The organism is Alistipes sp. An54 (assembly GCF_002159375.1).
GTDB lineage: Bacteria > Bacteroidota > Bacteroidia > Bacteroidales > Rikenellaceae > Alistipes > Alistipes megaguti.
Genome location: NZ_NFIA01000003.1, coordinates 262,435 through 284,176 on the forward strand (window position 1 = coordinate 262,435; position 21,742 = coordinate 284,176).

The following is a 21,742-nucleotide window of genomic DNA, read 5'->3' on the forward strand; positions in this document are numbered from 1 at the left end:
TGATCCCGAGACACTCCGACCCCAGAAAATCCCCCGAACCGATCAGTAACGCCCGCACTCAGAAAAGAGTGCGGGCGTTTTTTGCTCCGATCTTTGGCCGTCCGCCCGAAAACCGCTATCTTGTAACCCTTGAAACACGAAGCTTATGATGACCCGACTGCACCGATTGACCCGATTTGCCGCTATGAAACGAACCTCCCGAACAGGATGGTTGCCGATCTTGCTGACTCTGCCGATTTTCCTTGTCTGCCTGCCCTCACAGCCGGTTGCAGCCATAACCCCGTCACGGGTGACCGCCCAGTATCCTGCCGGATTCGGAACCCCGCCGGTGCATTATACGAAGGATGCGTGGCGGGTTTGGTTCCGTGGCCGCGAGGTTGTCGATGCCGTTCCCTCGTCGTTCGTGGATCTGGACGACGGTTACGGCAAGGATGCCTGGAGGGTCTTTTTCGAGGGGCGCCCCGTAGTAGATGCCGCGACTCAATCGTTCACGGTGCTTTGCGACGGGTATGCCCGCGATGCATGGCGCATCTATTGGTGCGGCCGTCCGGTGGCTGATGCCGCCCCGTCGTCGTTTGAGACACTCGGCTGGGGGTATGCACGCGATGCGTGGCGGGTCTTTTGGAGCGGCCAACCCCTGTCGGAGGTTGCCCCGTCGTCGTTCGAGGTGCTGGGCGACGGTTATGCACACGATGCGTGGCGGGTCTTCTGGAACGGCCAACCCCTGTCGGAGGTTGCCTCGTCGTCGTTCGAGGTGCTGGGCGACGGCTATGCACGCGATGCGTGGCGGGTCTTCTGGAACGGCCGGCCTCTGTCGGATGCCGCTCCGTTATCGTTCGAGGTGCTGGGCCGAGGCTATGCCCGTGATGCCTGGCGGGTCTGGTTCCGCGGCCGCGAACTCCCCGGAGCCTCACCATCCGATTTTCTGCCGCAATATTGATGACCGGCCGACCGGAAATCATTGGCAGTCGGATGGCCCTGCGTGGCTCTTGTATGACTCTGTGAGGTTCTGCGTGACTCTGCGGGGTTTCGAGGGCCTGCACGGCTCTGGATGGTTTGGACGTGACCCTGTACGGTTCTGGATGGCTTGTGGCTCTGCGAGACTCTGCGCGGCTCTGGATGGTTTTAGCGGGGCTGCGCGGTTCTGCGAGACTCTGTGCGGCGCCGGCCTCGATAACGGCCATTTCTCCAGCACCGCATGGGGGGGGGAGAACTCTCCGCTTAAACGCCCTCACGCTCCCCGACTTCACTGGTCTCTTCCCCGCGTCTCCTCCCGCCTCCTCCCATTTCCTTCTCCCGTCTCCACAGATCTTCCCGCCTTCACTGGTCTTCTCTCCGCGTCTCCTTATGCACCCACAACCTTTTCGTCTGTCAACACAAAAAAGGCTCTCCGCTGAGCGGAAAGCCTTTTTCTCGTGATCGGAAGTCGATGCCTTATTCGGCAGCCACCACCGAGAATTTGATCGTAGCCTTGACCTCCTTGTGCAGACGGGCCGAAGCCTCGTACTCGCCGACGGTCTTGATGGGCTCGACGGTGATCTGCTTGCGGTCGATGGTGATACCCTTGCCGGCCAGGGCCTCGGCGAGGTCCGTAGCGGTTACCGTACCGAAGAGCTTGCCCTCCTCGGCCTTCATCGAAAGCGTCAGCGGCAGGTTTGCAATCGTCTCGGCCAGCGCCTGGGCATCAGCCAGGATCTTGGCGTCCTTGTGAGCGCGCTGTTTGAGATTCTCGGCCAGGACTTTCTTGGCGGAAGCCGTAGCGGCCTTGGCCAGACCCTGGGGAATCAGATAGTTGTTGGCGTATCCGGGTTTTACGTTGACGATGTCATTGGCGTAACCCAGCTTCTCGATATCTTTGATCAGAATTACCTCCATGGTTGTCCTCCTTTAAATTATTTCATGCAATCGGTTACGAAGGGCAGGATAGCCAGGTGACGTGCACGTTTGACGGCCTGTGCGACCTTCTTCTGGAACTTCTGCGAGGTTCCGGTCAGGCGGCGGGGCAGAATCTTGCCCTGTTCGTTGAGGAACTTCTTGAGGAACTCACCGTCCTTGTAGTCTACATACTTGATGCCGAGCTTCTTGAAGCGGCAGTATTTCTTCTTTTTAACGTCGACCGATACGGGGTTGAGGTAACGGATTTCCGACTGAGCCTTGTTTTCCTGTGCCATGGTTTACTCCTCCTGTTTGTTAGCAAGTTTAGCACGACGCTTCTCCGAGTACTCAACGGCGAATTTGTCCTGCTTGAAAGTCAAGAAACGGATCACGCGCTCGTCGCGGCGATACTGCGTTTCGAGGGTGTTGATCAGCGAGCCTTCGCCCGTGAACTCCATCAGGAAGTAGAAACCGGTGGTCTTCTTCTGAATCGGGTAGGCGAGCTTGCGAAGGCCCCACGACTCCCGGTTCACGATCTGACCGCCGTTTTCGGTGATGACACCCTGGAATTTGTCAGCGACCTCCTGCACCTGAGCATCGGACAGAACCGGCGTGACAATGAAAACGGTTTCGTAATTGTTCATAATGCGTTTAATTAGTTGTTAGTCCCATTTCGGGACCGCAAAGATACGGATTAAATCGGGAAAAGAAAAATTTGGTGTGGAAATTTTTCTTCAAGAGGGTGGTTTTCGGTGCTTTGTACCGGGAAGGGGCGTGGTGGTCCGGTCTATCGCCAAGGACCAGCCGAAACGGGATGAGGCTCGGGCGCACAAGGCAGGCTTCTTAGGCGTCAAAGTCCGGTTTTATCGCCGAGGACCGGCCGATCCGTGCCGAGTTTCGGGCGCACAAGGCAGGCTTCTTAAGCCTGTTAAGCCTGGTGGCAAAGTCCGGTTTTATCGCCAAGGACCTACCGAAACGGGATGAGGCTCGGGCGCATAAAACCCGCTTCTTAAGCGGGGTCGGGAAAGCCTTGGGCCTTCAGCCGGATCTCGCCGCCGTCGGGCGTCACGAGGTAGGCGCCGGTCGATTCGGCCGAGATGTGGCCGATGACGTCCACCAGTCCCAGTCGCATCACCTGCTCCTGCATGGACAGCGGTACGGTGAAGAGCAGTTCGTAGTCCTCACCGCCGTTCAATGCCGCCACGACCGGGTCCGTGTGCATCTCCTCGGCCAGCGAGGTGGTCTGCTGCGCGATGGGAATCCGCTCGAGGTAGATCCGCGCACCGCACTTCGACGACTTGCAGATTTGCATCAGATCGCTGGCCAGACCGTCCGAGAGGTCGATCATCGAGGTCGGGAGGATCTTCTCCTCGCGGAGCGTTTCGATGATGTCCGTACGCGGGCGCGGCTTCAGGTACTTCTCCAGCAGGTATTCATATCCCTTGAACTGCGGCTCGGGGTTTGCGACGTCGGCCAGGACCCGCTTCTCGCGCTCCAGCAGCTGAAGCCCCATGAAGGCGGCGCCGAGATTGCCCGTGATGCAGATCAGGTCGTGGAGCTGTGCTCCGCTGCGGCGGACGAGCTCCTGTTTCGGGGCGTGCCCCAGCACGGTGACGGTGATTACGAGCCCGGTCATCGAGGCGCGTGTGTCGCCTCCCACCAGGTCGATCTCCTGCTCGCGGCAGGCAAATGCGATCCCCTCGTAGAGATCCTGCAGCGCTTCGACCGGTATTTTGGCCGAGACGCCCAGCGAGACGGTGATCTGCGACGGCCGCGCGTTCATGGCCAGAATGTCGCTCACGCCGGCCGTCACGACCTTGTATCCGAGGTGCTTGAGCGGGAAGTAGGTGAGGTCGAAATCCACCCCTTCGTAGAAGGAGTCGGTGGTGCAGAGCAGCGTCTCGCCGTCGGGCGGAGCGATCACCGCGGCATCGTCGCCGACACCCGTGAGCGAAGAGGGTTGGCGCAGGGGGAAATCCTTCGTCAGGAGATCGATCAATCCGAATTGTCCGAGCGTGGCGATCTCGGTGCGTTTTTTGGGCTCCATATTTCTGAGATTTTTTACAAAATTAGCCAAACATTCTTGATTTGGGCAAAAATAACGTATTTTTGTCCGGTTTAAATCCTAAAAACGGGTTAGTTATGATCAATATCGTCTTATTCGGTGCACCGGGTTGCGGCAAGGGAACCCAGGCGCAGCGTCTGAAAGAACACTACGGAATCGACCATGTTTCGACCGGCGAGGTGATCCGCGACGAGATCCGCCGCGGTACGGAACTCGGCCGCAGCATGGAGTCCTACATCAAGGAGGGCAAACTGGCTCCCGATTCGATCGTCATCGGCATGATCGCCAACTACGTGGCCGATCACCTCGATGCCAAAGGCTGCATCTTCGACGGTTTCCCCCGTACGACGGTTCAGGCCGAGGAGTTCGACAAGATTCTTGCCAAGCACGGTCTGAAGGTTGACATCATGGTCGACATCCACGTTCCGGAGGAGGAGCTGGTACACCGCCTGCTGCTGCGCGGCAAGGATTCGGGACGTGCCGACGATGCCTCGGAGGAGGTGATCCGCGAGCGTCTGGCCGTTTACCACAAGCAGACGGCCGTCGTGGCCGACTACTATGCCGCTCAGGGCAAGTATGCTTCGGTCAACGGCGTCGGAACGATGGAGGAGGTCTTCGACCGGATTGCCACCGTGATTGACGGTCTCGAGAAATAGGGCTCCGCAATTCGGAGTCTGCCGCTGCCGGTTCGCCCGTTCGGGCGGACCGGTTTTTTGTGGGTGCTGCAAAATCGAATTGCCCCATCCTTTCGCTCGATATTCCGGCGGGTGTAAGGTTGCCCCGGGCATTCCCTCCCGGTTGGAAGGGGGGGGGTGGCCGGAAATGACAAGGCCCGGACTTTGAGGTCCGGGCCTTGCAGATGGTTGCTCAAGAATTAGAGGGCGTTCACGTGGAGCTGAATGGCGCTCTTGAGGTTTGCAGCCTTGTTCTTGTGCATGATGTTGTGCTTGGCCAGCTTGTCGAGCATTGCCGTTACCTTGGGCAGCAGAGCCTCGGCAGCGCTCTTCTCGGTCGTGGCGCGCAAGGCCTTCACGGCGTTACGCGTCGTCTTGTGATAGAGCCGGTTATGAGCACGCTTCGTCAGCGTCTGACGAATGCGTTTTTTCGATGACTTATGGTTTGCCATAATCCGTTGTTTTTATTTTTTTACTTTTTCAGTTTCTGCACTCGAACGGCCGTGGCCGCTTTCGGATAGACCCCGAAGGTCCGCTCCTTGTTGGATTGTCACCCGTCAAGGCTGTCGGAAAGTTGCGAAATTGCGGGGTGTGCCTTTTTTTTTCCCCCCCCCTCTCTCGGATCTCGCGGCCTCTCTTTCGGCCCCTTGGTAGCCCATAGCAGAATCGAACTGCTCTTTCAAGAATGAAAATCTTGCGTCCTAACCGATAGACGAATGGGCCTCTACCACTATTGCGCTGCCCGTAATGGGGCGCTTTAGCGGTGCAAAGGTAAACAAAAAAGTTTCTTGTACAAAAAAAGTGGTGAAAAAATTGAATTTTTATTGAGAATGCCTTGGTGAGAGATACGGCAACGACCCCTCGCGTCCCTTTGTCCGGGGCCATCGGGCGGCCGTTCAGGCGTTTTTTCGTTTCCCGGGATTTGCCGCTCAACGCAGCCGGACGCTGCGCGTTGCGGGGTCGAATTGCGCGCTGCGCCCCGAGAAGAGCCGTTCGAGGTAGCCGCTCGAGACCATCTCGTCGGCCGGCAGCAGGTGCAGCTGCGGCGTGTCGATCAGCGCCACAGCGTCGCACAGCGAGAGGGCGATGTCCAGATCGTGCGTCGAGAAGAGGACGCATTTGCGCTCGTCGCGGGACAGACGCCGCAGCAGTGTGGCCAGTTCGTAGCGGTTCGGCAGGTCGAGGAAGGCCGTCGGTTCGTCGAGCAGGATGATCGGCGTATCCTGGGCCAGCGCCCGGGCAATCATCACCCGCTGGCACTCGCCGTCCGACATGCGGTCCATTGTCTTGCGGGCGAATGCCGACATGCCGACCAGTTGGAGCGAACGTTCGACCACGGCGCGGTCCTCTTCCTGCATGCGTCCGATCCAGTTGGTGTAGGGGGCGCGGCCCAGCGCGACGACATCCTCGCACGCAAGGTTGGCAATGCGCACCTTGTCCGTGGTGACGAACGAGACGGTCTCGGCCCGCTGGCGGGGCGTCATCCCGGCGAGCGTATGCCCGCAGAGTTCGATCCGTCCCGCCGTGACGGGGCCCAGTCCGGCGACGGCCCGCAGCAGGGTACTCTTGCCCGTTCCGTTGCGGCCGATGAGGGCCGTCAGCGATCCCGGAGCGATCTCGGCGCAGATGTCGGCGAGCAGCGTGCGGCTGCCGTAGGCGAGGGTGATATGGTCGAGTCGGATGCTCATGGCGTCAGAAGAGGTTGCGGTTTCGGATGACGACGAAGATGACCACCGGAATTCCCATCAGGGCCGTGATGGTGTTGATGGGCAGGGTCAGCGTCTTGGCCAGCAGGTCGCAGATCAACAGCAGGGCGGCCCCCGAGAGCATCGAGGCGGGCATCAGCACGCGGTGGTCGGCCGACGAGAAGATCATGCGGGCCAGGTGCGGCACGGCCAGTCCGATGAAGCCCACCGGGCCGCAGAAGGCGGTGACCGTGCCGGCCAGCAGCACCGTCGAGAGGAAGATCAGCGAGCGGGTGCGCTGGATGTTGAGCCCCATCGTGCGGGCGTAGTTCTCGCCCAGCAGGAGCAGGTTCAGCGGCTTGATGACGGCCACGGCCAGCAGGAGCCCCGCCACGACGGCCGGAAGCATCAGCGCCAGACGGCTGCCCGTCACGTCGCCCAGCGATCCCATGGTCCAGATGACGAACGATTTGAGGGCCGATTCGTTCGAGAGGTATTGCAGGATCTCGACCACGGAGCTCACGCCCGAACTGAACATCATGCCGAGGATGAGGATGACCATGATGTCCTTGATGCGACGGCTGACGGCCATGACGATGGCCAGCACGAGGGCCGAACCGATCCAGGCGGCCCCGGCGATGCCGAGCGACTGGACGAACGAGTGGCCGGCGACGCCCAGCAGCGGGGCTCCGAGCAGGAACATGGCCACGCCGAGCGAGGCTCCCGAACTGATGCCCAGGACGTAGGGGCCGGCCAGGGGGTTGCGGAACAGCGTCTGCATCTGGAGTCCGCTGGCGGCCAGCGCGCTGCCGGCCAGCAGGGCCGTGAGGGCCTTCAGCAGCCGGATCTTCTGGATGATGGTGGCGTAGGTCGGGTCACAGTTGCCGCCCGTGAGCGCGGCCCAGACCTCGCGGAGCGGGATATCGACCGATCCGACGGCCAGATCGCCGATGAAAAGTGCGGCGGTGAGCAGCGTGAGCAGCGTGAAGAGCAGGGCGGTACGCGACATCGGCGGTTATTCGAGGCGTTTATAATAATAGGTCGAATCGCTGTCGCCGGCCAGGATGGTCTTCAGGTCGCGCAGTACGACGTCGGGCCGTACGACGCCCGATTCCCAGAAGTCGCTGCCTCCGGAGGGGGTCTGACGGCGGTTGTTGTTCCAGACGCAGCGGTCGACGACGGCCGGCACCTCGGCGAATTTCGGATTCTGTGCCGTGAGCTCTTCGATCGAGTTGCAGGCCCCGACGTTGATCCAGAAGTCGGCGCTGTTGGCCAGCAGGTAGGCCTCCTCGAGGTCGACGGCTGCCGAGGCGTTCGTGTGGTTTTTCGTGTAGATGTAGCTTCCGCCGGCATCCTCGATCAGCCGCACCATGTAACTTTGCGTCGAGGGCATGAACCAGGTGTCGCGGTAGGGAGTGTTGAGCATCACCTTCGGGCGGGCGTCGGCCGGGTCGAGCCGTGCCCGGAGGTCGTTGTAGCGCGCGGCGATGCGGCGCAGCGTGTCGGCTCCGGCCGCCCGCAGGTCGCACATTTCCGCTGCAGCGACGAGCCATTCGGCCTTGCCCAGGGGCGACTCCTCGACGTAATCGCCCACGTAGAGGTAGGGAATTCCCAGTTCGCGGAGTTTGTCGGTGATGGTGGTGTTCTCGCCCGAGATGCCGTAGAGCAGGATCACGTCGGGATGCAGGGCGGTGAGCAGTTCGAAGTTGAGATTCGTGTCATAGCCCACGTCACGGAGCTCTCCGCTGCGGCTGCGCTGCTGGATCCGGGGGTTGGAGATGTAGTCGAGGCCGGAGACCCCGACGATGCGGTCGGCGAGCCCCAGGGCGTCGAACAGCGCCACGTGGCTCGACGACATGCAGACCACGCGTTGTACGGGGGCCCGGACGGCCTGAACGGATCCGTCGGCGGGGGCTTTGGCCTTGCCGCGCAGCAGGATGAGGTGTTGTTCGGAGCGGGCGTCTCCCTGCCAGGGATTGTGGACCGAGATGAGGGTCGAGGCATCACGTTCGGTGCCGCGGATGTCGAATCCGGAGGCATAGGTCGGGGCGTAAACCGTTGAGGTGAAGTCGCTCAGGTGGCGTTCAGCGGATCCCGAGCAGCCCGTCATGAGGGCGGCTGCGAGGGACAGGATAAGAAGGGCGAAAGGTTTCATTTCTGCAAAAGTAGGAAAAAATATTGCAGAAAAGTGTTGTTTTATCAAAAAAGTGCGTATATTTGCAGTCCCAAAGCGAAGGGTTTTGGACTTCGCGAGGGCGGAATCGGGGCGTAGCTCAGTCCGGTTAGAGTACACGTCTGGGGGGCGTGTGGTCGCTGGTTCGAATCCAGTCACCCCGACTGAAGAAAAGGCTTGACAATCTGACGGTTGTCGAGCCTTTTTCGTTTTTGCACCTCTCTGCCGAACGGGCGGTTGACGCCACGGTTGACGCGAAAAAGTCAACCAAGAAGTCAACCAAAACCGATGAAAACCTGTGTTTCCGTCGTTTGTTACAGGTACAAGGTACTTGCAAATGGAGAATCCCCGCTGATGCTCCGCATTTCCAAAGAGGGACGCCGTACGATGAAGAGTCTCGGCGTGTCGGTCGATCCCAAATTCTGGAATTTTGACACCAACCAACCCAAACCCAACTGTCCGAATCGACAGTTGATTCGCCAGATCATGCTGAAATATGAATCCGAGTACAACGGGAAGATTTTGGCGAAAGAGATGAACGAGGAGGAGTTTACCCCGCAGATGATTGTTGCCGAACAAAAGGAGCGAATCAAGGCGCAGACTGTCGAAGAGGTTTATAAAGCGATTATCGCCGAGTTGAAAGAGCGGGGAAGTGTGGGCAATGCCTATGCCTATCTGAACTCTTATAACGTGCTGAAATCATTTAATCGGGATAAACCGCTTAATTTCACATTCAGCCGCATTGATGTCGATTATCTGGAAAAATTCGAGGAGTGGATGCGGGCGCGTGGAAATAAGGAGACGTCAATGAGTTTCCAGATGCGCACCCTGCGTGCCGTGTTCAATCGGGCAATCAAGCGACGTGCCGTTGCCCGAGAGAAGAACCCTTTCACCGAATATAAGATTAGCCGATTCAATACCCAAACTCCGAAGCGGGCGTTGAGCAAGGCCGATGTAATGAAAATTGTCGATACGGACTGTGCGACGGAGAGCGATCTTTGTCGTTTGGCTCAAGACATCTTTACATTTTCTTATTTGTGTGGGGGAATCTCGTTTGTGGACGTTGCGAATTTGACACCCGATAATATCGTCGAGGGGCGGTTGTCGTACCATCGTCAGAAAACGCATGGTGCAATCAATGTCCCGTTGTCGGAGCGGGCGATGCGGATTGTAAATCGCTATGCCGAATCCTGCAAACAGTCGGGTTATCTCTTTCCGATACTCGATTCATGCAAGCATTCGACACCGATGCAGAAACGGAATCGGGTGCATAAGGTCTGCCACCAAGTCAATAAGGAGTTGCGGCAGTTGGCTCGTCGGTTGGATATATCTGGAGACCTTACGACCTATGTTGCAAGGCACAGTTTTGCCACCGTGTTGAAGAAATCGGGGGTGAATATCGGCATCATATCCGAGGCATTGGGACATCATAGCCTGAAGACCACGCAGATTTATTTGGGCGCGTTTGAGAACTCGCAGATTGATGAGGCCATGCAGAATTTATTATGAATGAAAAAAGGGCACTCCTTACGGGAGTGCCCTTTTTCTTCAACGGCGACCAACTGGAATTAGGCATCCAAGGCATGTTCAGGAAGACGTTTTACATCTTCCGACAAAAACCGATCTGCATCTTTCGGAGAGAATCGTTTCCCATAAAGTCGCACATCGGCTCCAAGAGTGCGATATACGCCATCCTTCAGGACCTTTTTCATAATTGCGCTTCCCAGAAAGACAATATGTTCGGCGACACATTCGGGGGCGTAACCCAAACTTTCACACTCCCGACAATACTTGCGACTGTCAAGTAAGGTGTTCACCTGATCCATGAAATCGGACCAGAATTTGTTCACGTCGGAGTAAGCCGCATTCATAAACTTCTCGATACAGGCCAGTTTAATTTCATTGTCCTTTTTCAACTGGACATCGAAAACTGGCCGTGCTTGCGTCATTACTCGCCACATTGGAGGCGTCGTCGAACGACGGCGACGAGAGGTCTGCGTCGTCTGCGGTTCTTTCTGTTCGGAAGCAGAAGCGACACTGGAGGTTGCGGCGACAGGGGCCGTGACTTGGTTGTTGGCAGCGACTTCGGCTGCGGAATTGATAGCATTTTTTGCCATATTCCTAGGTACTCCTGTTACGGAGGGGCTTAAATTATGCTGCTCGCCTTGCCCGAGGGGTTGCAGGTCGTCAGGCTTATTCCTTTCGACACTGCAAAGGTGGGGCTACGCGGACATAAATACGGGGAGCAAGAAAAAGGCCCGTTTTTACTCTCCCTCTATAAATTACCAATAAACAGCAGGTTGAGTTGCAGGAACACGGCCTTTACAGGACTTAATAATTCCTTTCAGGGAGTCATCGCTATATAAAAAGCTATCGTTTCGGGTGAATTCGTAGAAATAGCAGATACGCGAAATCAACAGTAGGCGATTCAATGAAACACTTTTGTCTGGCTGCTTCGGACGTTTATCCCCCAATATGTTATTCAACATATTCCGATATATCTGTGTTGCCAGATAAATCCGATACGATGAATTGGTAAAAACCTCCTCGAATTTCCCCGTTTCAATGGAACAATACCGAATCGGCTTGTCTTTGCATTCCCGTTGATAAGTCTCCCGCAACCATTCTAACAAGGCCCGCTTCACTACTGGAAGAATTTCGATATTCTTTTTGCCCTTTTTAAAGGTGATCTCTATCTCCTTATCTGTAAAATCCTCCCCTAGTTTTTTGAACAGTTCCTGTACGGCCTTATTTAACGATGTTGGTCTTATAAGAGCGCAGTTCTTAAACGAGGTTTCGACATAATCGTAAATAAAGACCAGCGCAAACCAAAACTTCTCGACATCCAGTCCCAGACCTTTAACTGTTGCAATTATATCCTCGTTCGCAAGATAATCCGCTTTGGTAAAAGGCATCTTGATCTTACCCGTACAATAACGATATTCGAATTGCAGAGTTTGCGCTCCGAAGGTTTCTTCGTTACAACCGCAGGCGACATCAATATACTCGCGCAACTCTGGGTTTGAAGGATCCCAGTCCCGATATACAATTCTATCGGTGTCTTCAATTAACATCGTTTTGTACATTTTCGTACGAGCTTCTTCTCGTGTCGTTTCGTCCATAGTCTCCATTATTTAGCGGTTGGCAATTCAAAATTACAGTTTTTCAGGACTAACAGCACCTCTGCGCCATATAAAAACCCCTAATAAGACTCTCAAAGTGTGTTTCAAGCGAATAACAGAACAATAACACCATATAAAACCCACTAATAAGACTCTGCATATCGACATCGAAACGTGTTTCAGAACAATGAACCAAGTGAATTCCCGCTAATAAGACCTTTTAAGCGTTTTTCGGCTGATCGGATTCATTTCAGCATCCGTACAACAGGCATATATCACCATTTAAGGCTGGAATAAAAATGTTACAATAAATTACATTCGACCTTTTTTATTGAAAATAAAAGTGTTACCTTTGTAATACACAAGAGGAAATATCAATTTGGGGTGTCGATAATTCTACGTCCATAAGAAAGGAGGTGCATCTTGCATCTCTTTTTCTTATCTCAAATTGCTATAATTTTTGATCCTGAAATAGACATCCTCTATAATAGATAAGTAGATAGAATCAAAAAAGATAACAGATTCGATAACAAGAGATTTTTATAAATTTTCAAAAAATTACTTCTATGGAAAAATGAATTATAAAAGCCCCCAAAGGTGCAGAATACCTTTCGGATTTTTTGACTGAAATTCCTGTCAACTGCCTTTTTAACAAGAAAAAAACAGGGTGTGGAGCTACTGAATTGGCTATCCGCAACTCGATTCCTACCCTTATCGCCATGCCTTATGTGGCATTGGTCAAGAACAAGACCATCTACCGAAAAGACCATATCTCGGTGTTGGGTGTTTACGAAGGTGTTACCGAACAAGAGATCATCAACTACGCCCGTAATCATACCCCTTTGAAGATTGCCGTTACTTACGACTCTTTACCAAGAACCATACAAGCGTTGGAGATTGCAGGCCTGACCCCTTATAAAGATCTTTTCCTTTTGATCGACGAATGGCACGTGTTGTTCAATGCCTATTCGTTCCGACATCACGCCATTGCATCTTTACTGGATTATGCGGCTAAATTCGAGCGTGTAACCTACATGACAGCAACACCGATCGAGCGGGAATATATATTGGATGAAATACAACATCTGCCAACCTGCGAGATAAATTGACCTGATCTAACCCAGGTAAATGTACGGGCTCGGCAAACCAACAAACCAGATCTGTACATCATTCAGGAATGCCAAAAGGTTCTGCAAGGCAATCTCCCCTATAATCTGCATATCTTTGTAAACAGCGTCCAATTTATTGCGAGGATAATCAACGCCCTCAAGGCTACGCCCGAAACGGTCAAGGTCGTTTGTTCTACAAGCGGGGAAAGCCGACAAGAGAATCAAAACAAGTTAGGCGAGGACTTCCCAATAAGCCAGCCTTCCGACTCTGTAAAGAAGATCAACTTTTACACCTCGACCTGTTTTGAAGGGTGTGACATTTACGACGAAAACGGAGTGACATTTATCGTCAGCGACGGACGAAAAGCACACACTCAATTGGACATTTCGACGCTTTTCACACAGATATGCGGCCGCGTGCGAAACTCCCGCTACAAAACTCAAATCATCCTTGTCTACTCTTCGACCAAATACAGTTCGGCTGTCACTCTCGATGATTTTGTAAAAGCCACCCAACGGACATTAGCCGAGGCCAAAAGTTATGCTGCCGAGATAAATTCATTGAGTGAAGCCGCTCGGATTAAAACGCTCTCAAAGATTCCCTATATCAACGAGCAATATGTGCGAATCGAAGACAACAAACTGGTTGTGGATAAAAATCTGGCCAACATTGACATCGTGAATTTCAAGATATGCCATCAGATTTATGCCACCTATATCACTCTTACCAAGGAGCTACGGCAACACGACTACAAAATAAAGGTACAGACCTACGACTATATCCGTGAAAAATTGGAGAAACAACCTTCGGCCCGCATTCCCTTCAAGGATCTGTTCAATGAATACTGCCGTCTAAAGTCACAAACCGAATCGTTTTTCGTTGTGGATAGCCCCGCACAGCAACGGGCGGTCATTGAACGTCGGAATCCATTGGTCAAACAAGCCTACGAACAATTGGGAATCGAGAAAGTCAAGGCGCTGAAATACCATGTCGGCAATATTCGCCGCGAACTGGTCAAAGGGCTCAAAATAGGGAGCGATTATAAGATTGTAAAGATGATAGACATGAGATTTCAGAAACAGGAACCCATTCCCAGAAGCCAAGCAAAGGAGAATTTGCAAGCTATTTACGATTCGTTGGGATTAAAGCGGACAGCCAAAGCAACAGACCTTGCCAAATGATACGAAACCAAGGATGCTACAATTCGCAGGGAGGGAAAACAGATCGCCTGCATAACCATCATTCGGGACAAGTGAATCACGAAAGAATAACATGGAACACAGAAAAACTCCGATCCACATGTTGTGTCGATCGGGGTTTGTTTTATATGCTCCATTCTAACAGATAATCCCTCTTTCGACTCCCGCCCCATTTTATATGGGAAAGGATCTTTTTGCACCTATCCTCTTAGTAAGAATCCACCTCTACTTCTGTTCCTGCATTCCCTCCCTGAAAAGCCCATATAAAAGGCAGGCATGATGCTCATCCGATGATCAAAAAGATGCTTTACAGAGTTGAATGCTCGCGGATTCAATTCCCTTTTCGATGGAGTTATGTTTCTATGGTTATTTGGGAATATTCAAATCACAAACAATCATGAGCACAATTCAGGAACAAGCACGACGCATGACCGATCTCCATGTCTTGTGGGGACAAAGTTCGGTAATCGACGAGTTAATCCAAGCAGGACGAATCGACGAAGAGTTCATCTATCCCTTTAATGGGGAAGAGGTGTTGGAATGGTGGCTGGTCACACCGAGGTTGGCTGATCGGTTGCGAGAGCAGGGCGAAACCGTCATCGACGAACTGGGCAGCCATTGGTGGGGACGAACGTCAAGCGGACAGGCCATTTACATGGACCATGTAATTGAACAAATCTGCGAGGACAATTAACCCCATGTTACAACGAACAAAGTTCTAAATCCAGATAAGAACCTCTTGGAGAAAAACTTTGTTTTGGCGAAATTTGTGTTGCAACAACCCTGAAAAAGAGGGTCTATGCCATTGCATTTCCAAAGATTGTTTCCTATTTTTGCAGGAGACATATTGAATTACGGAAGTGTAACTTTATTCTCGTGCGACGAACGTAGGAAATTCATAGCACAATAGAGAGAATAGGTGGCATGACTCTCCCGTCATATCCTTCACGGATACGGCGCGGGGTTGTTGCTTATTTTATCTATTGGGTTTCCTACGACCTGTCGCACTAAAATAAAGCTCCAGCCCTGCGCTTCCTTTTACTATTAACCGCTGTTTGAGGGTGGAACGGCAAAAAACTTATCACAATGAAACGGGATGATGAATATTACAAAAAAGTCATGCACACCTGTTTATGTCAAACAGTTATGTTCAAAAAAGTGTCGGAGAATGAATTACTTTCTATTCTGAACGGCGTTATCTCGATATTAGCAGATCGGGATAAGTTAACACAAACAGATAAAGAAGCGTGCTTAATGTACTTTTGGCAGGATTACAATAAAGGATTAAGTACTCCTATGTCAAATGAATACATCCGACAAACTCTAATCCCTGCTGTTCTCAATCATCCCAATACGGATATGGCCAGGGCTATGACTATTGTTTTTACAACAGAAATGTAAATAGGCACAAAGGATTAAACAAATGATTAACCAACATTAAAATAAGAACTCCTAATTATGAAAAAACTATTGATTCTTTGCGGATTTATTTTGTCATGCGGTTACGTGAGCGCACAGAACTATGGAGCAACATATACTCCATATTCAAGACCTTCAGTAGACAACTATAATTACAATCAACAACAGACATTTAATTTTCAGCAACGACCTTTTGGCTATCAGAGACAAACACAAGTAACATATCAGAGAGTTACAGGTACGACCAAATCAGGCCATACGGCACCATTCAGAATCAAATATATCAATGGACAAGCGCAATCTATTGAATATTACCAGTCGTACCAAGGGTGGGTTACCTGTTATGCCTATTCTCCAACCGACAAAGGCTTTATTGCCGATGATTACGAACAGGCATATGACTATAAAGTTAAACCGACTTATAATAGCGCTGTTTATTATTTCTAATCAAGAAGATAGTTCAATTTGATAAAAACAAATTTAACTATTATGAAACTTTCTTCCCTGATTAGCATATGAAAAATTACTTAATTTCTCTGTTTTTCCTGCTGATTGCAGGATGTGGCAGCCAGTCTTCCAAACAAAAGACAGCTACACAACCAACAGAAATAACAACAGAATCCATTGCAATACCTAATGTGCAAGAGAAGGATCAGGAGATTTTACAGGACTCAACAAGCGAATCTAACGAAGCCGAGTCTTTGAACGATATTCGCTTCGGAAATTGGACTGATGAAGACTGGCAGGATAATGACTATTTTCGTACTTTGCGTAAATATGTTGATGCCTACCTCCAAGGTAAGATTAAAAATAAAGATTTAACCTCTTATCAATCTATCTTAAAAAGTAAGTTTGTCATCTACAATGTTGAACCGTTCATTGCTGGTGGGCTGTTTGTTTCTGTTCTTTTTCTGGATGACCCAAATACAATTTTTGACGCTTGGATATACAGCGATGTGAATGAAACAACCCGAAAAATCACGAATTACCAAGTCAAAGGATTAAAAGCCCGTGAAGACGAACATTCCGAAATGACTAAAGAAGAAATCATGGCTATTATCAAAGAACATCCCGAGAACAAATTGTGGTAATCCAATTTCAAAGAACAGACTTCGTGAAAGGCAAATAAGATCCTTTAGCGGGGTCTGTCTCTTTTTTATTTAGCTAATAATCTTATCTTTATAGACATGGAACACTATAATTTTTTGTACGATATGAATAAATACAAATAACCAAAAACAGAATGAAAATCCTAAACTTGGGAAGACAGGCAGATCATTCAAAAGACGGTCAGATGAAGCCCGACTGAGGGAATCGCCCTGCTTGTCGAAAAATCCAAAGACGAAATATTTCCCGAAACATTTATTTATGTGTTTGCCCCTAATATGGCAGACATAACAAAGCCCGTTGAAATTATCCTTGCAAAGAATCGGCGTTACCTATTCGGATGAAAGTGCGAGCTTAAAGAGATGGGCGGGAAGAGATGATGAAATTTCCGTTAGCAGGATTCTGCGAAAACTATCTGATGCAATTTACGAAATAACTTGATTTCGTTGGATTGCATCGTGTCCATAAAGGATAAGAAGAGAGCTGAAAAAATGCGGCTTTTTCCTTTGGCTGCTGATATGCGAAAGAAGATTGCTTATCACCAATAGTTCATTAATGTTTAACCTTTGACTGTCGAATCAACCGAGAAGTCAACCGCCTTGTAAGGTAGAAAGCTAAAGTGTTGAACGCAAGCGGTGTACTCTACTTTAGAGTACACGTCTGGGGGGCGTGTGGTCGCTGGTTCGAATCCAGTCACCCCGACTGAAGAAAAGGCTTGACAATCAACTGATTGTCGAGCCTTTTTCGTTGTTGCGCCTGCCCTTCGCAGCTGCCGTGGAACATAAATGGAACATGGAAGGCTGCGATTGGAAATTCCAGGATTCTCTAAAAGGTTATGGCGCTATTCTGTCGGAAGATGAATCAGTAATAACACGGAAAGAGTATTTCCGGAGAGTTTTGTGTCCGCATTACAACCCCAGACGATATTGGCTGATGGCATAAAATTGTGGATGATGGTTAAAAGTTGCACAATGATATTGTAATTCAATTCGGAGTGTGGAGTATGACATACTTTTAATGCAATGTCACAAGTCGTGTTGGGTGGTAAGATGTCTTTCAGTTCTGAACGAAGTTGTGGCATTATAGCTGCAATTGATCCTTCGAGGAAAATCAACCTACAGTGCGTTGCGTTGTCCAATATGCGGTCGAAATCTTCCCGTGTTATTGAATCCGGATTATTATCCATTGTTTCCCAAACCGAGTTGAGATATTGCCTGATTGCTTCTTTGTCTTTCATCGTGTTTGTGCTTTAATGACTCCTTGTAAAGATGAATACGCAACACGAATGCAAAGCCGATAGTTTTGTCTTGGGTGCAGGATTGGTAATTTTCAATAGAAGGCCTATACATTGGCCCCAATTGGACGGTAAATAGTTTTTATTGAGTTTGGGGTCATATAGGCTGTAATCGCCCCGGAAACGCCTCTATCGGGATTTAATAAAACGACCTGCCGCATAACGGCAGGTCGAGGAACGGTCGGGATAAAAGTTGAATGAGGCGGGTGGATGGATAACAACTTACAACTATGGTTTTATCCGCGACCAGAACTGTATACGAATCCTATTCTATTTTACGATAATGGGTTTTAAACTCATATTTAATTTCGTAGGTTTCGTTTAGATCGAATAATGCCCGTTTCAGAATTTTCCCTAAAATAGTCTTTTGAGTTTCTCTGTGTGTATAACGTCTTATGATGGAATCTAAAGGGCGTGTGTTGGCCCAATCGACTTGATTCTCTCCGACTAAATTTTGTGCCGTAAACCATGTGCCTGCGGCGTAATTCTTTTCTCGCAAGCGACGGATTAGGTAGTCTGCAATTTCTTGGCGGGTTTCAAGTTTTGTTTGCCATGGACAGTATGTTATTTCTTGATGAAGTCCGTTGTCGTCCAAACAAAGTAGTGCCATACCTGAATCTTAAAATTCGATTTCTTCAATAACGGTAAAACTATAGGACCAAGGCGATGTTGATTCGTATGCATCTTTACATCCGATGGGAACTCCCAGATAACTATACGCACCGGAACTTCCAAACGAAGAGGTTGAAACATTCGGTGGGGTCGTTGCTTTACAATACACTTTGGTAAAGCGTAAAATGTTGAAGCCATTATCGGCCGTACAAAAAACACCGGAGCCTATCTGACTTATTCCACTGCCGATAGTCAGGTAGCCTTTGAATCCGGTGCAAAGGTAAAATGCCCAATTTTCAATTCTTGCTATCTGGTCGGGAATTACCAGATTGCCGGTAAATCCGGAACATCCTTTAAAACAATATTCTGGAATGGCCGTTATTCCTGTGCCGAACGACAAAGAGCCGGTAAATCCGGAACAATTGTAAAAGGCATGTGTACCCAATGAGGTGACGCTGTTGGGAATGTGCAGGCTCCCGGTCAAGGCCTCGCATTGGTAGAAGGCTCGTTCGCCAATCGTTTGCAGGCTTTCGGGCAACACCAGATTCCCGGCCAACGAAGAGCACCCTTCGAATGCGGATGCTCCGATCGAGAGGACTGTGCCTGGAATTTCTATCGAAGTAATGCTGCTTCCCTTAAACGCATTGTCCGGTATGGCTTCCAGGTTCAGAGGCAGAATGACTGTTTTAATTGTACTGCTTTTGAAACAGCTGGCCGGAATGGTCGTATTGTCGATTTGTGCCAGATCGACCGATTCCAAAGCGGGCATGGTGCGCATGAAGTCGTAGTCGAACGTGTTGAGTTTTCCCGTCAGTTTCAGTCCGATCAATTTCTCTTTCTCATCCGTGGAAATGTAGGTTTCCAACGTTCCTGCCGTTTCGACATGGACTGTCTTGTATCCCGAAGCCTTTTGGGCGAACAGAATGCTTTGGGCAATCAACCCGCTGTCGTCTTTCAGATTGACGGTCGAGTAACGATAGGTGGTGTTCGGGTTGGCCTGTGCCGTAAAGGTAAGTGTCTCCTTATGGGTTGCCGCGCGTGTTTCGGCTATTGAAAGCCATGTCTGGTCGGCTTCCGGAATCTCTACCGAGTAAGTTACGTTGGTTTCTACCTCGACTTGCACCGTTTCTCCTTCTGCGGCGATTTCCACGGTGTTGGTCGAAACGAGGATGACGCTTTCAACAAAATTGAGGATGCGCATGATGGTATTCGTCCCTTTGGATACAAAGACCAGCACCCGGCTTGCCCCGAGATCAGCCGACGGGGTTGTGACGATGATTTTTCCGGATCGGTAATCCGTCGGTGAAACCGAGGCTTTATAAAGGTCTTGCGCTACGACTTCAATCAGCGTGTTTTCGTCTGCTCCGGTAATTGTATACTCGATTTCATAGGTTTTGTTCGGCAAAACATTGATCGAATCCGTATTGCCGAATACGATATCCAATGTTTCGGATGCCGGTGCTTTCGGAATCGTAATCGTGCTGTCGTCATTCAAGGTGAATATAACGCTGTCGTCGGTTTCTTCAACATCCTTGAAAATACCTCCGGCCTGCCCCGGTTCACCCGGTTCTCCTTTGTCGCCGGTCGCTTTTCCAAGTTGTGTCCAGGAGGCTCCGTCGTTGTAGGAAACATACCAATACCCATCCTCTATTTTTAACTGAGGAGTAATCCCATCTTTTCCATCTTCACCGGGTTTCCCGTCTTGGCCGTCCTGGCCGTCTTCGCCTGGCTTGCCGTCCTGTCCATCGTTGCCGTCCTCGCCTGGCTTGCCATCTGCACCGTCGCGACCTTCTGCCTGAATCTTGTTGCCTGAATCATCCGTCAGCCAGTCGCCGTTCAGCGTCCAGTAATAAACGCCGTCGGTATCCTGCTTTACTCCGATTATCGGCGTTAATCCGTCATTGCCATCTTCGCCGGGTTTGCCATCCTGCCCATCCTTGCCGTCCTCTCCATGATAGATGGTGATGGGTGCACTTTTGGCAAAAGAGATGGTGTAGCCGATTGTCTCCCCGTCTTTGGTGATGGGGGTAACTCCGGTAATGTAATCATTGTCTTGGAGGGCATTGATGAGGGCCTGCAAGGATGAGATGTTGGTATTCATCTGCTTGCACAACTCTTCGAGTTTGGAGACTCGATTTTCGAGGTCATCCACACGTCCGGTCAAAGCCGAATCGTCGTAGTCATCGCCGCATCCCGATAAAACCGAGACGGCGAATAAAAAACAAAGAATCTTTTTCATAATATGGCTGGTTTGGTTCGTGTTTATGCTTCGTCTCCTTTTACAACCTTGTTCTGATAGTCCATATATCCGCAGTATTTGCAACGGCGTGTTATTTGCACTCGGTTGTGATGGACATAATAGATTTGGTTGTCTCGTTTTACCCGTTCGGTTTTTGCAAGTCCGAGAAACTTTTCATCGATCTCCTGCATGGCCCGAAGTTTGCCGCAATGCGGACAGCGACGGGATCTTATCCAACTGATAATCGAGTATACGATCGATCCGATGAAAAGCAGGAGAATTACGATCCCCCATCCGCTGTCGGAATTTTCCGTGTTTGCATCCGACGATGTTGATAAGGTTGAACTCTGATCTGATGTCTTGGATGTTTCCGATGATACGGAATTCGGGGATGATGGCTGGGAGGTAGTTGCGGAAGAGTGGGATCCCCGGTTTTCGCGGGTTTCGACGGTTTGTGTGGCTCTCTCCGGAACTGTGTTATCAACGGATTCACGGGAGCGGCTGGCTCCTTCCTCCTGGGGCATTTCCAATATCGGATTTGTATCGCGGATCTCCTCGGTCTCGACTGGTTCCTGGCTGTCTTTTTTCTGCTGACGCTCCGCTTTACGCTTTTCTCTGCGGTCTTCCCGTTCCTGGCGCCGTTCTTCCCGTCGTTCTTTGCGCTCAACTTTTTTATCCGGCTCCTGGCTTTGTGGCATTGCGGACAAACCGGATAGGGTAAATGAAAAAATCAAGAGTCCGCAAATGATTCGCTTGTTCATAGCAACAAAGGTTGTTGCCATTCGACTCCGGTATGGCGGGATTTGTACAAAAAGAAAGTGTGGAGTCGTTAGTTTATCTATGCAGAGGCTCTGGTAAAGCCCGAATGTAAATAAACAGATACAATACCCCACACCTGTATAGTATGGGATGACATCTCACATACCAATACAGATGATGAGTGTTGTAGCAATCCTTACATTCAGTGAAATTTACCAGATTTCTGCATAAGGATAAAAGCTAAACACTTTCATCAAATATGTACGTCGCTTGCGCGACATACAAAGATAGAAAATGTTTTTTAAACAACACTCTTTGGATGGGGTATTGTAGACATCAAAGTTAAATAATCGATAAATGTTATACTAAAAGTCGTTTCCCATTGATACGACAGCTGTGATAAGTATGT

23 protein-coding genes and 3 tRNA genes are annotated in these 21,742 nt (G+C 50.6%); 11 read left to right on the forward strand and 15 right to left on the reverse strand.

The features are described 5' to 3' along the window. The first annotated feature begins 289 nt into the window (after positions 1 to 289). Positions 290 to 940 (forward strand): DKNYY domain-containing protein, encoded by a 651-nt coding sequence (locus B5G09_RS04770; RefSeq protein WP_162608238.1) that lies wholly within the window; start codon positions 290 to 292, stop codon positions 938 to 940. A gap of 494 nt (positions 941 to 1,434) precedes the next feature. Here B5G09_RS04770 and rplI read toward each other — a convergent pair whose 3' ends face one another. The 4 genes from rplI to thiL all read right to left on the reverse strand — a co-directional run bounded on the left by rplI (position 1,435) and on the right by thiL (position 3,922). Continuing rightward, complete coding sequence (gene rplI / locus B5G09_RS04775; protein ID WP_087311377.1) at positions 1,435 to 1,875, reverse strand: 50S ribosomal protein L9; 441 nt, start codon at positions 1,873 to 1,875, stop codon at positions 1,435 to 1,437. A 17-nt stretch (positions 1,876 to 1,892) separates the two neighbouring features. Then, positions 1,893 to 2,171: a 30S ribosomal protein S18 gene (rpsR, locus tag B5G09_RS04780; protein ID WP_018694586.1), complete on the reverse strand. Its 279-nt coding sequence runs from the start codon at positions 2,169 to 2,171 to the stop codon at positions 1,893 to 1,895. 3 nt (positions 2,172 to 2,174) lie between these two features. After that, on the reverse strand, positions 2,175 to 2,519 hold the full coding sequence (gene rpsF, locus B5G09_RS04785; protein WP_087311376.1) for a 30S ribosomal protein S6: 345 nt from the start codon (positions 2,517 to 2,519) through the stop codon (positions 2,175 to 2,177). A gap of 365 nt (positions 2,520 to 2,884) precedes the next feature. Further along, entirely contained in the window at positions 2,885 to 3,922 is a 1,038-nt protein-coding gene (gene thiL / locus B5G09_RS04790) for a thiamine-phosphate kinase (RefSeq protein WP_087404253.1), read from the reverse strand. A 95-nt stretch (positions 3,923 to 4,017) separates the two neighbouring features. Here thiL and B5G09_RS04795 point away from each other — a divergent pair, with 95 nt between their 5' ends. Continuing rightward, positions 4,018 to 4,596: an adenylate kinase gene (locus tag B5G09_RS04795; RefSeq protein ID WP_087311374.1), complete on the forward strand. Its 579-nt coding sequence runs from the start codon at positions 4,018 to 4,020 to the stop codon at positions 4,594 to 4,596. Between the two features lie 218 nt (positions 4,597 to 4,814). On the opposite strand, the gene rpsT is transcribed toward B5G09_RS04795, so the two are convergent. From rpsT to B5G09_RS04820, 5 genes are all read right to left on the reverse strand, one after another. Continuing rightward, complete coding sequence (rpsT, locus tag B5G09_RS04800) at positions 4,815 to 5,066, reverse strand: 30S ribosomal protein S20 (protein WP_087311373.1); 252 nt, start codon at positions 5,064 to 5,066, stop codon at positions 4,815 to 4,817. A gap of 196 nt (positions 5,067 to 5,262) precedes the next feature. Then, positions 5,263 to 5,337 (reverse strand) — tRNA-Glu (locus B5G09_RS04805). A gap of 206 nt (positions 5,338 to 5,543) precedes the next feature. Continuing rightward, entirely contained in the window at positions 5,544 to 6,302 is a 759-nt protein-coding gene (locus B5G09_RS04810; RefSeq protein ID WP_087404254.1) for an ABC transporter ATP-binding protein, read from the reverse strand. Between the two features lie 4 nt (positions 6,303 to 6,306). After that, a complete protein-coding gene (locus tag B5G09_RS04815; protein WP_087311371.1) occupies positions 6,307 to 7,308 on the reverse strand; it encodes an iron ABC transporter permease in 1,002 nt (333 codons plus the stop codon). Positions 7,309 to 7,314: 6 nt separating this feature from the next. Continuing rightward, positions 7,315 to 8,454: an ABC transporter substrate-binding protein gene (locus tag B5G09_RS04820; protein WP_087404255.1), complete on the reverse strand. Its 1,140-nt coding sequence runs from the start codon at positions 8,452 to 8,454 to the stop codon at positions 7,315 to 7,317. A 107-nt stretch (positions 8,455 to 8,561) separates the two neighbouring features. On the opposite strand from B5G09_RS04820, the gene B5G09_RS04825 reads away from it, so the two are divergent. Both B5G09_RS04825 and B5G09_RS04830 read left to right on the forward strand, forming a co-directional pair. Then, positions 8,562 to 8,636: transfer RNA gene (locus B5G09_RS04825), tRNA-Pro, on the forward strand. A gap of 124 nt (positions 8,637 to 8,760) precedes the next feature. Then, on the forward strand, positions 8,761 to 9,981 hold the full coding sequence (locus tag B5G09_RS04830; RefSeq protein WP_087404256.1) for a site-specific integrase: 1,221 nt from the start codon (positions 8,761 to 8,763) through the stop codon (positions 9,979 to 9,981). Positions 9,982 to 10,040: 59 nt separating this feature from the next. Here B5G09_RS04830 and B5G09_RS04835 read toward each other — a convergent pair whose 3' ends face one another. Together B5G09_RS04835 and B5G09_RS04840 are read right to left on the reverse strand one after the other, a co-directional pair. Next, on the reverse strand, positions 10,041 to 10,589 hold the full coding sequence (locus tag B5G09_RS04835) for a hypothetical protein (protein WP_087404257.1): 549 nt from the start codon (positions 10,587 to 10,589) through the stop codon (positions 10,041 to 10,043). A 165-nt stretch (positions 10,590 to 10,754) separates the two neighbouring features. Then, complete coding sequence (locus tag B5G09_RS04840) at positions 10,755 to 11,594, reverse strand: hypothetical protein (protein ID WP_087404287.1); 840 nt, start codon at positions 11,592 to 11,594, stop codon at positions 10,755 to 10,757. A 620-nt stretch (positions 11,595 to 12,214) separates the two neighbouring features. Here B5G09_RS04840 and B5G09_RS04845 point away from each other — a divergent pair. From B5G09_RS04845 to B5G09_RS04870, 7 genes are all read left to right on the forward strand, one after another. Beyond that, a complete protein-coding gene (locus B5G09_RS04845) occupies positions 12,215 to 12,703 on the forward strand; it encodes a DEAD/DEAH box helicase family protein (protein ID WP_087404258.1) in 489 nt (162 codons plus the stop codon). A gap of 336 nt (positions 12,704 to 13,039) precedes the next feature. Then, positions 13,040 to 13,885, forward strand: coding sequence for a hypothetical protein (locus tag B5G09_RS04850; protein WP_241147570.1), 846 nt, complete (start codon positions 13,040 to 13,042; stop codon positions 13,883 to 13,885). A 415-nt stretch (positions 13,886 to 14,300) separates the two neighbouring features. Beyond that, positions 14,301 to 14,597, forward strand: coding sequence for a hypothetical protein (locus B5G09_RS04855; RefSeq protein WP_087404288.1), 297 nt, complete (start codon positions 14,301 to 14,303; stop codon positions 14,595 to 14,597). 392 nt (positions 14,598 to 14,989) lie between these two features. Then, positions 14,990 to 15,304: a hypothetical protein gene (locus B5G09_RS04860; RefSeq protein ID WP_087404260.1), complete on the forward strand. Its 315-nt coding sequence runs from the start codon at positions 14,990 to 14,992 to the stop codon at positions 15,302 to 15,304. 57 nt (positions 15,305 to 15,361) lie between these two features. Next, the gene (locus B5G09_RS13845; RefSeq protein WP_143256476.1) at positions 15,362 to 15,769 is read left to right on the forward strand and encodes a hypothetical protein; all 408 of its coding nucleotides are present in this window, start codon (positions 15,362 to 15,364) and stop codon (positions 15,767 to 15,769) included. 68 nt (positions 15,770 to 15,837) lie between these two features. Beyond that, positions 15,838 to 16,413, forward strand: coding sequence for a hypothetical protein (locus tag B5G09_RS04865; RefSeq protein WP_087404261.1), 576 nt, complete (start codon positions 15,838 to 15,840; stop codon positions 16,411 to 16,413). A 646-nt stretch (positions 16,414 to 17,059) separates the two neighbouring features. After that, positions 17,060 to 17,128 (forward strand) — tRNA-Pro (locus tag B5G09_RS04870). 142 nt (positions 17,129 to 17,270) lie between these two features. On the opposite strand, the gene B5G09_RS13850 is transcribed toward B5G09_RS04870, so the two are convergent. The 4 genes from B5G09_RS13850 to B5G09_RS13860 all read right to left on the reverse strand — a co-directional run bounded on the left by B5G09_RS13850 (position 17,271) and on the right by B5G09_RS13860 (position 21,335). Further along, on the reverse strand, positions 17,271 to 17,666 hold the full coding sequence (locus B5G09_RS13850) for a hypothetical protein (protein ID WP_143256477.1): 396 nt from the start codon (positions 17,664 to 17,666) through the stop codon (positions 17,271 to 17,273). Positions 17,667 to 17,988: 322 nt separating this feature from the next. Then, positions 17,989 to 18,333 carry a hypothetical protein gene (locus tag B5G09_RS13855; protein WP_143256478.1) on the reverse strand — a complete coding sequence of 115 codons (345 nt, stop codon included), beginning with the start codon at positions 18,331 to 18,333 and terminating at the stop codon, positions 17,989 to 17,991. A 9-nt stretch (positions 18,334 to 18,342) separates the two neighbouring features. Further along, positions 18,343 to 20,574 (reverse strand): leucine-rich repeat protein, encoded by a 2,232-nt coding sequence (locus B5G09_RS04875; RefSeq protein ID WP_087404262.1) that lies wholly within the window; start codon positions 20,572 to 20,574, stop codon positions 18,343 to 18,345. A 23-nt stretch (positions 20,575 to 20,597) separates the two neighbouring features. Beyond that, positions 20,598 to 21,335, reverse strand: coding sequence for a hypothetical protein (locus B5G09_RS13860; protein ID WP_143256479.1), 738 nt, complete (start codon positions 21,333 to 21,335; stop codon positions 20,598 to 20,600). Positions 21,336 to 21,742: the final 407 nt, after the last annotated feature.

Bases quoted from the DNA above. Each gene is read 5' to 3' on its own strand.
- rplI (WP_087311377.1), bottom strand. From the start codon at position 1,875: ATGGAGGTAATTCTGATCAAAGATATCGAGAAGCTGGGTTACGCCAAT.
- rpsR (WP_018694586.1), bottom strand. From the start codon at position 2,171: ATGGCACAGGAAAACAAGGCTCAGTCGGAAATCCGTTACCTCAACCCC.
- rpsF (WP_087311376.1), bottom strand. From the start codon at position 2,519: ATGAACAATTACGAAACCGTTTTCATTGTCACGCCGGTTCTGTCCGAT.
- thiL (WP_087404253.1), bottom strand. From the start codon at position 3,922: ATGGAGCCCAAAAAACGCACCGAGATCGCCACGCTCGGACAATTCGGA.
- B5G09_RS04795 (WP_087311374.1), top strand. From the start codon at position 4,018: ATGATCAATATCGTCTTATTCGGTGCACCGGGTTGCGGCAAGGGAACC.
- rpsT (WP_087311373.1), bottom strand. From the start codon at position 5,066: ATGGCAAACCATAAGTCATCGAAAAAACGCATTCGTCAGACGCTGACG.
- B5G09_RS04810 (WP_087404254.1), bottom strand. From the start codon at position 6,302: ATGAGCATCCGACTCGACCATATCACCCTCGCCTACGGCAGCCGCACG.
- B5G09_RS04815 (WP_087311371.1), bottom strand. From the start codon at position 7,308: ATGTCGCGTACCGCCCTGCTCTTCACGCTGCTCACGCTGCTCACCGCC.
- B5G09_RS04820 (WP_087404255.1), bottom strand. From the start codon at position 8,454: ATGAAACCTTTCGCCCTTCTTATCCTGTCCCTCGCAGCCGCCCTCATG.
- B5G09_RS04830 (WP_087404256.1), top strand. From the start codon at position 8,761: ATGAAAACCTGTGTTTCCGTCGTTTGTTACAGGTACAAGGTACTTGCA.
- B5G09_RS04835 (WP_087404257.1), bottom strand. From the start codon at position 10,589: ATGGCAAAAAATGCTATCAATTCCGCAGCCGAAGTCGCTGCCAACAAC.
- B5G09_RS04840 (WP_087404287.1), bottom strand. From the start codon at position 11,594: ATGGACGAAACGACACGAGAAGAAGCTCGTACGAAAATGTACAAAACG.
- B5G09_RS04855 (WP_087404288.1), top strand. From the start codon at position 14,301: ATGAGCACAATTCAGGAACAAGCACGACGCATGACCGATCTCCATGTC.
- B5G09_RS04860 (WP_087404260.1), top strand. From the start codon at position 14,990: ATGAAACGGGATGATGAATATTACAAAAAAGTCATGCACACCTGTTTA.
- B5G09_RS13845 (WP_143256476.1), top strand. From the start codon at position 15,362: ATGAAAAAACTATTGATTCTTTGCGGATTTATTTTGTCATGCGGTTAC.
- B5G09_RS04865 (WP_087404261.1), top strand. From the start codon at position 15,838: ATGAAAAATTACTTAATTTCTCTGTTTTTCCTGCTGATTGCAGGATGT.
- B5G09_RS13850 (WP_143256477.1), bottom strand. From the start codon at position 17,666: ATGAAAGACAAAGAAGCAATCAGGCAATATCTCAACTCGGTTTGGGAA.
- B5G09_RS13855 (WP_143256478.1), bottom strand. From the start codon at position 18,333: ATGGCACTACTTTGTTTGGACGACAACGGACTTCATCAAGAAATAACA.
- B5G09_RS04875 (WP_087404262.1), bottom strand. From the start codon at position 20,574: ATGAAAAAGATTCTTTGTTTTTTATTCGCCGTCTCGGTTTTATCGGGA.
- B5G09_RS13860 (WP_143256479.1), bottom strand. From the start codon at position 21,335: ATGAACAAGCGAATCATTTGCGGACTCTTGATTTTTTCATTTACCCTA.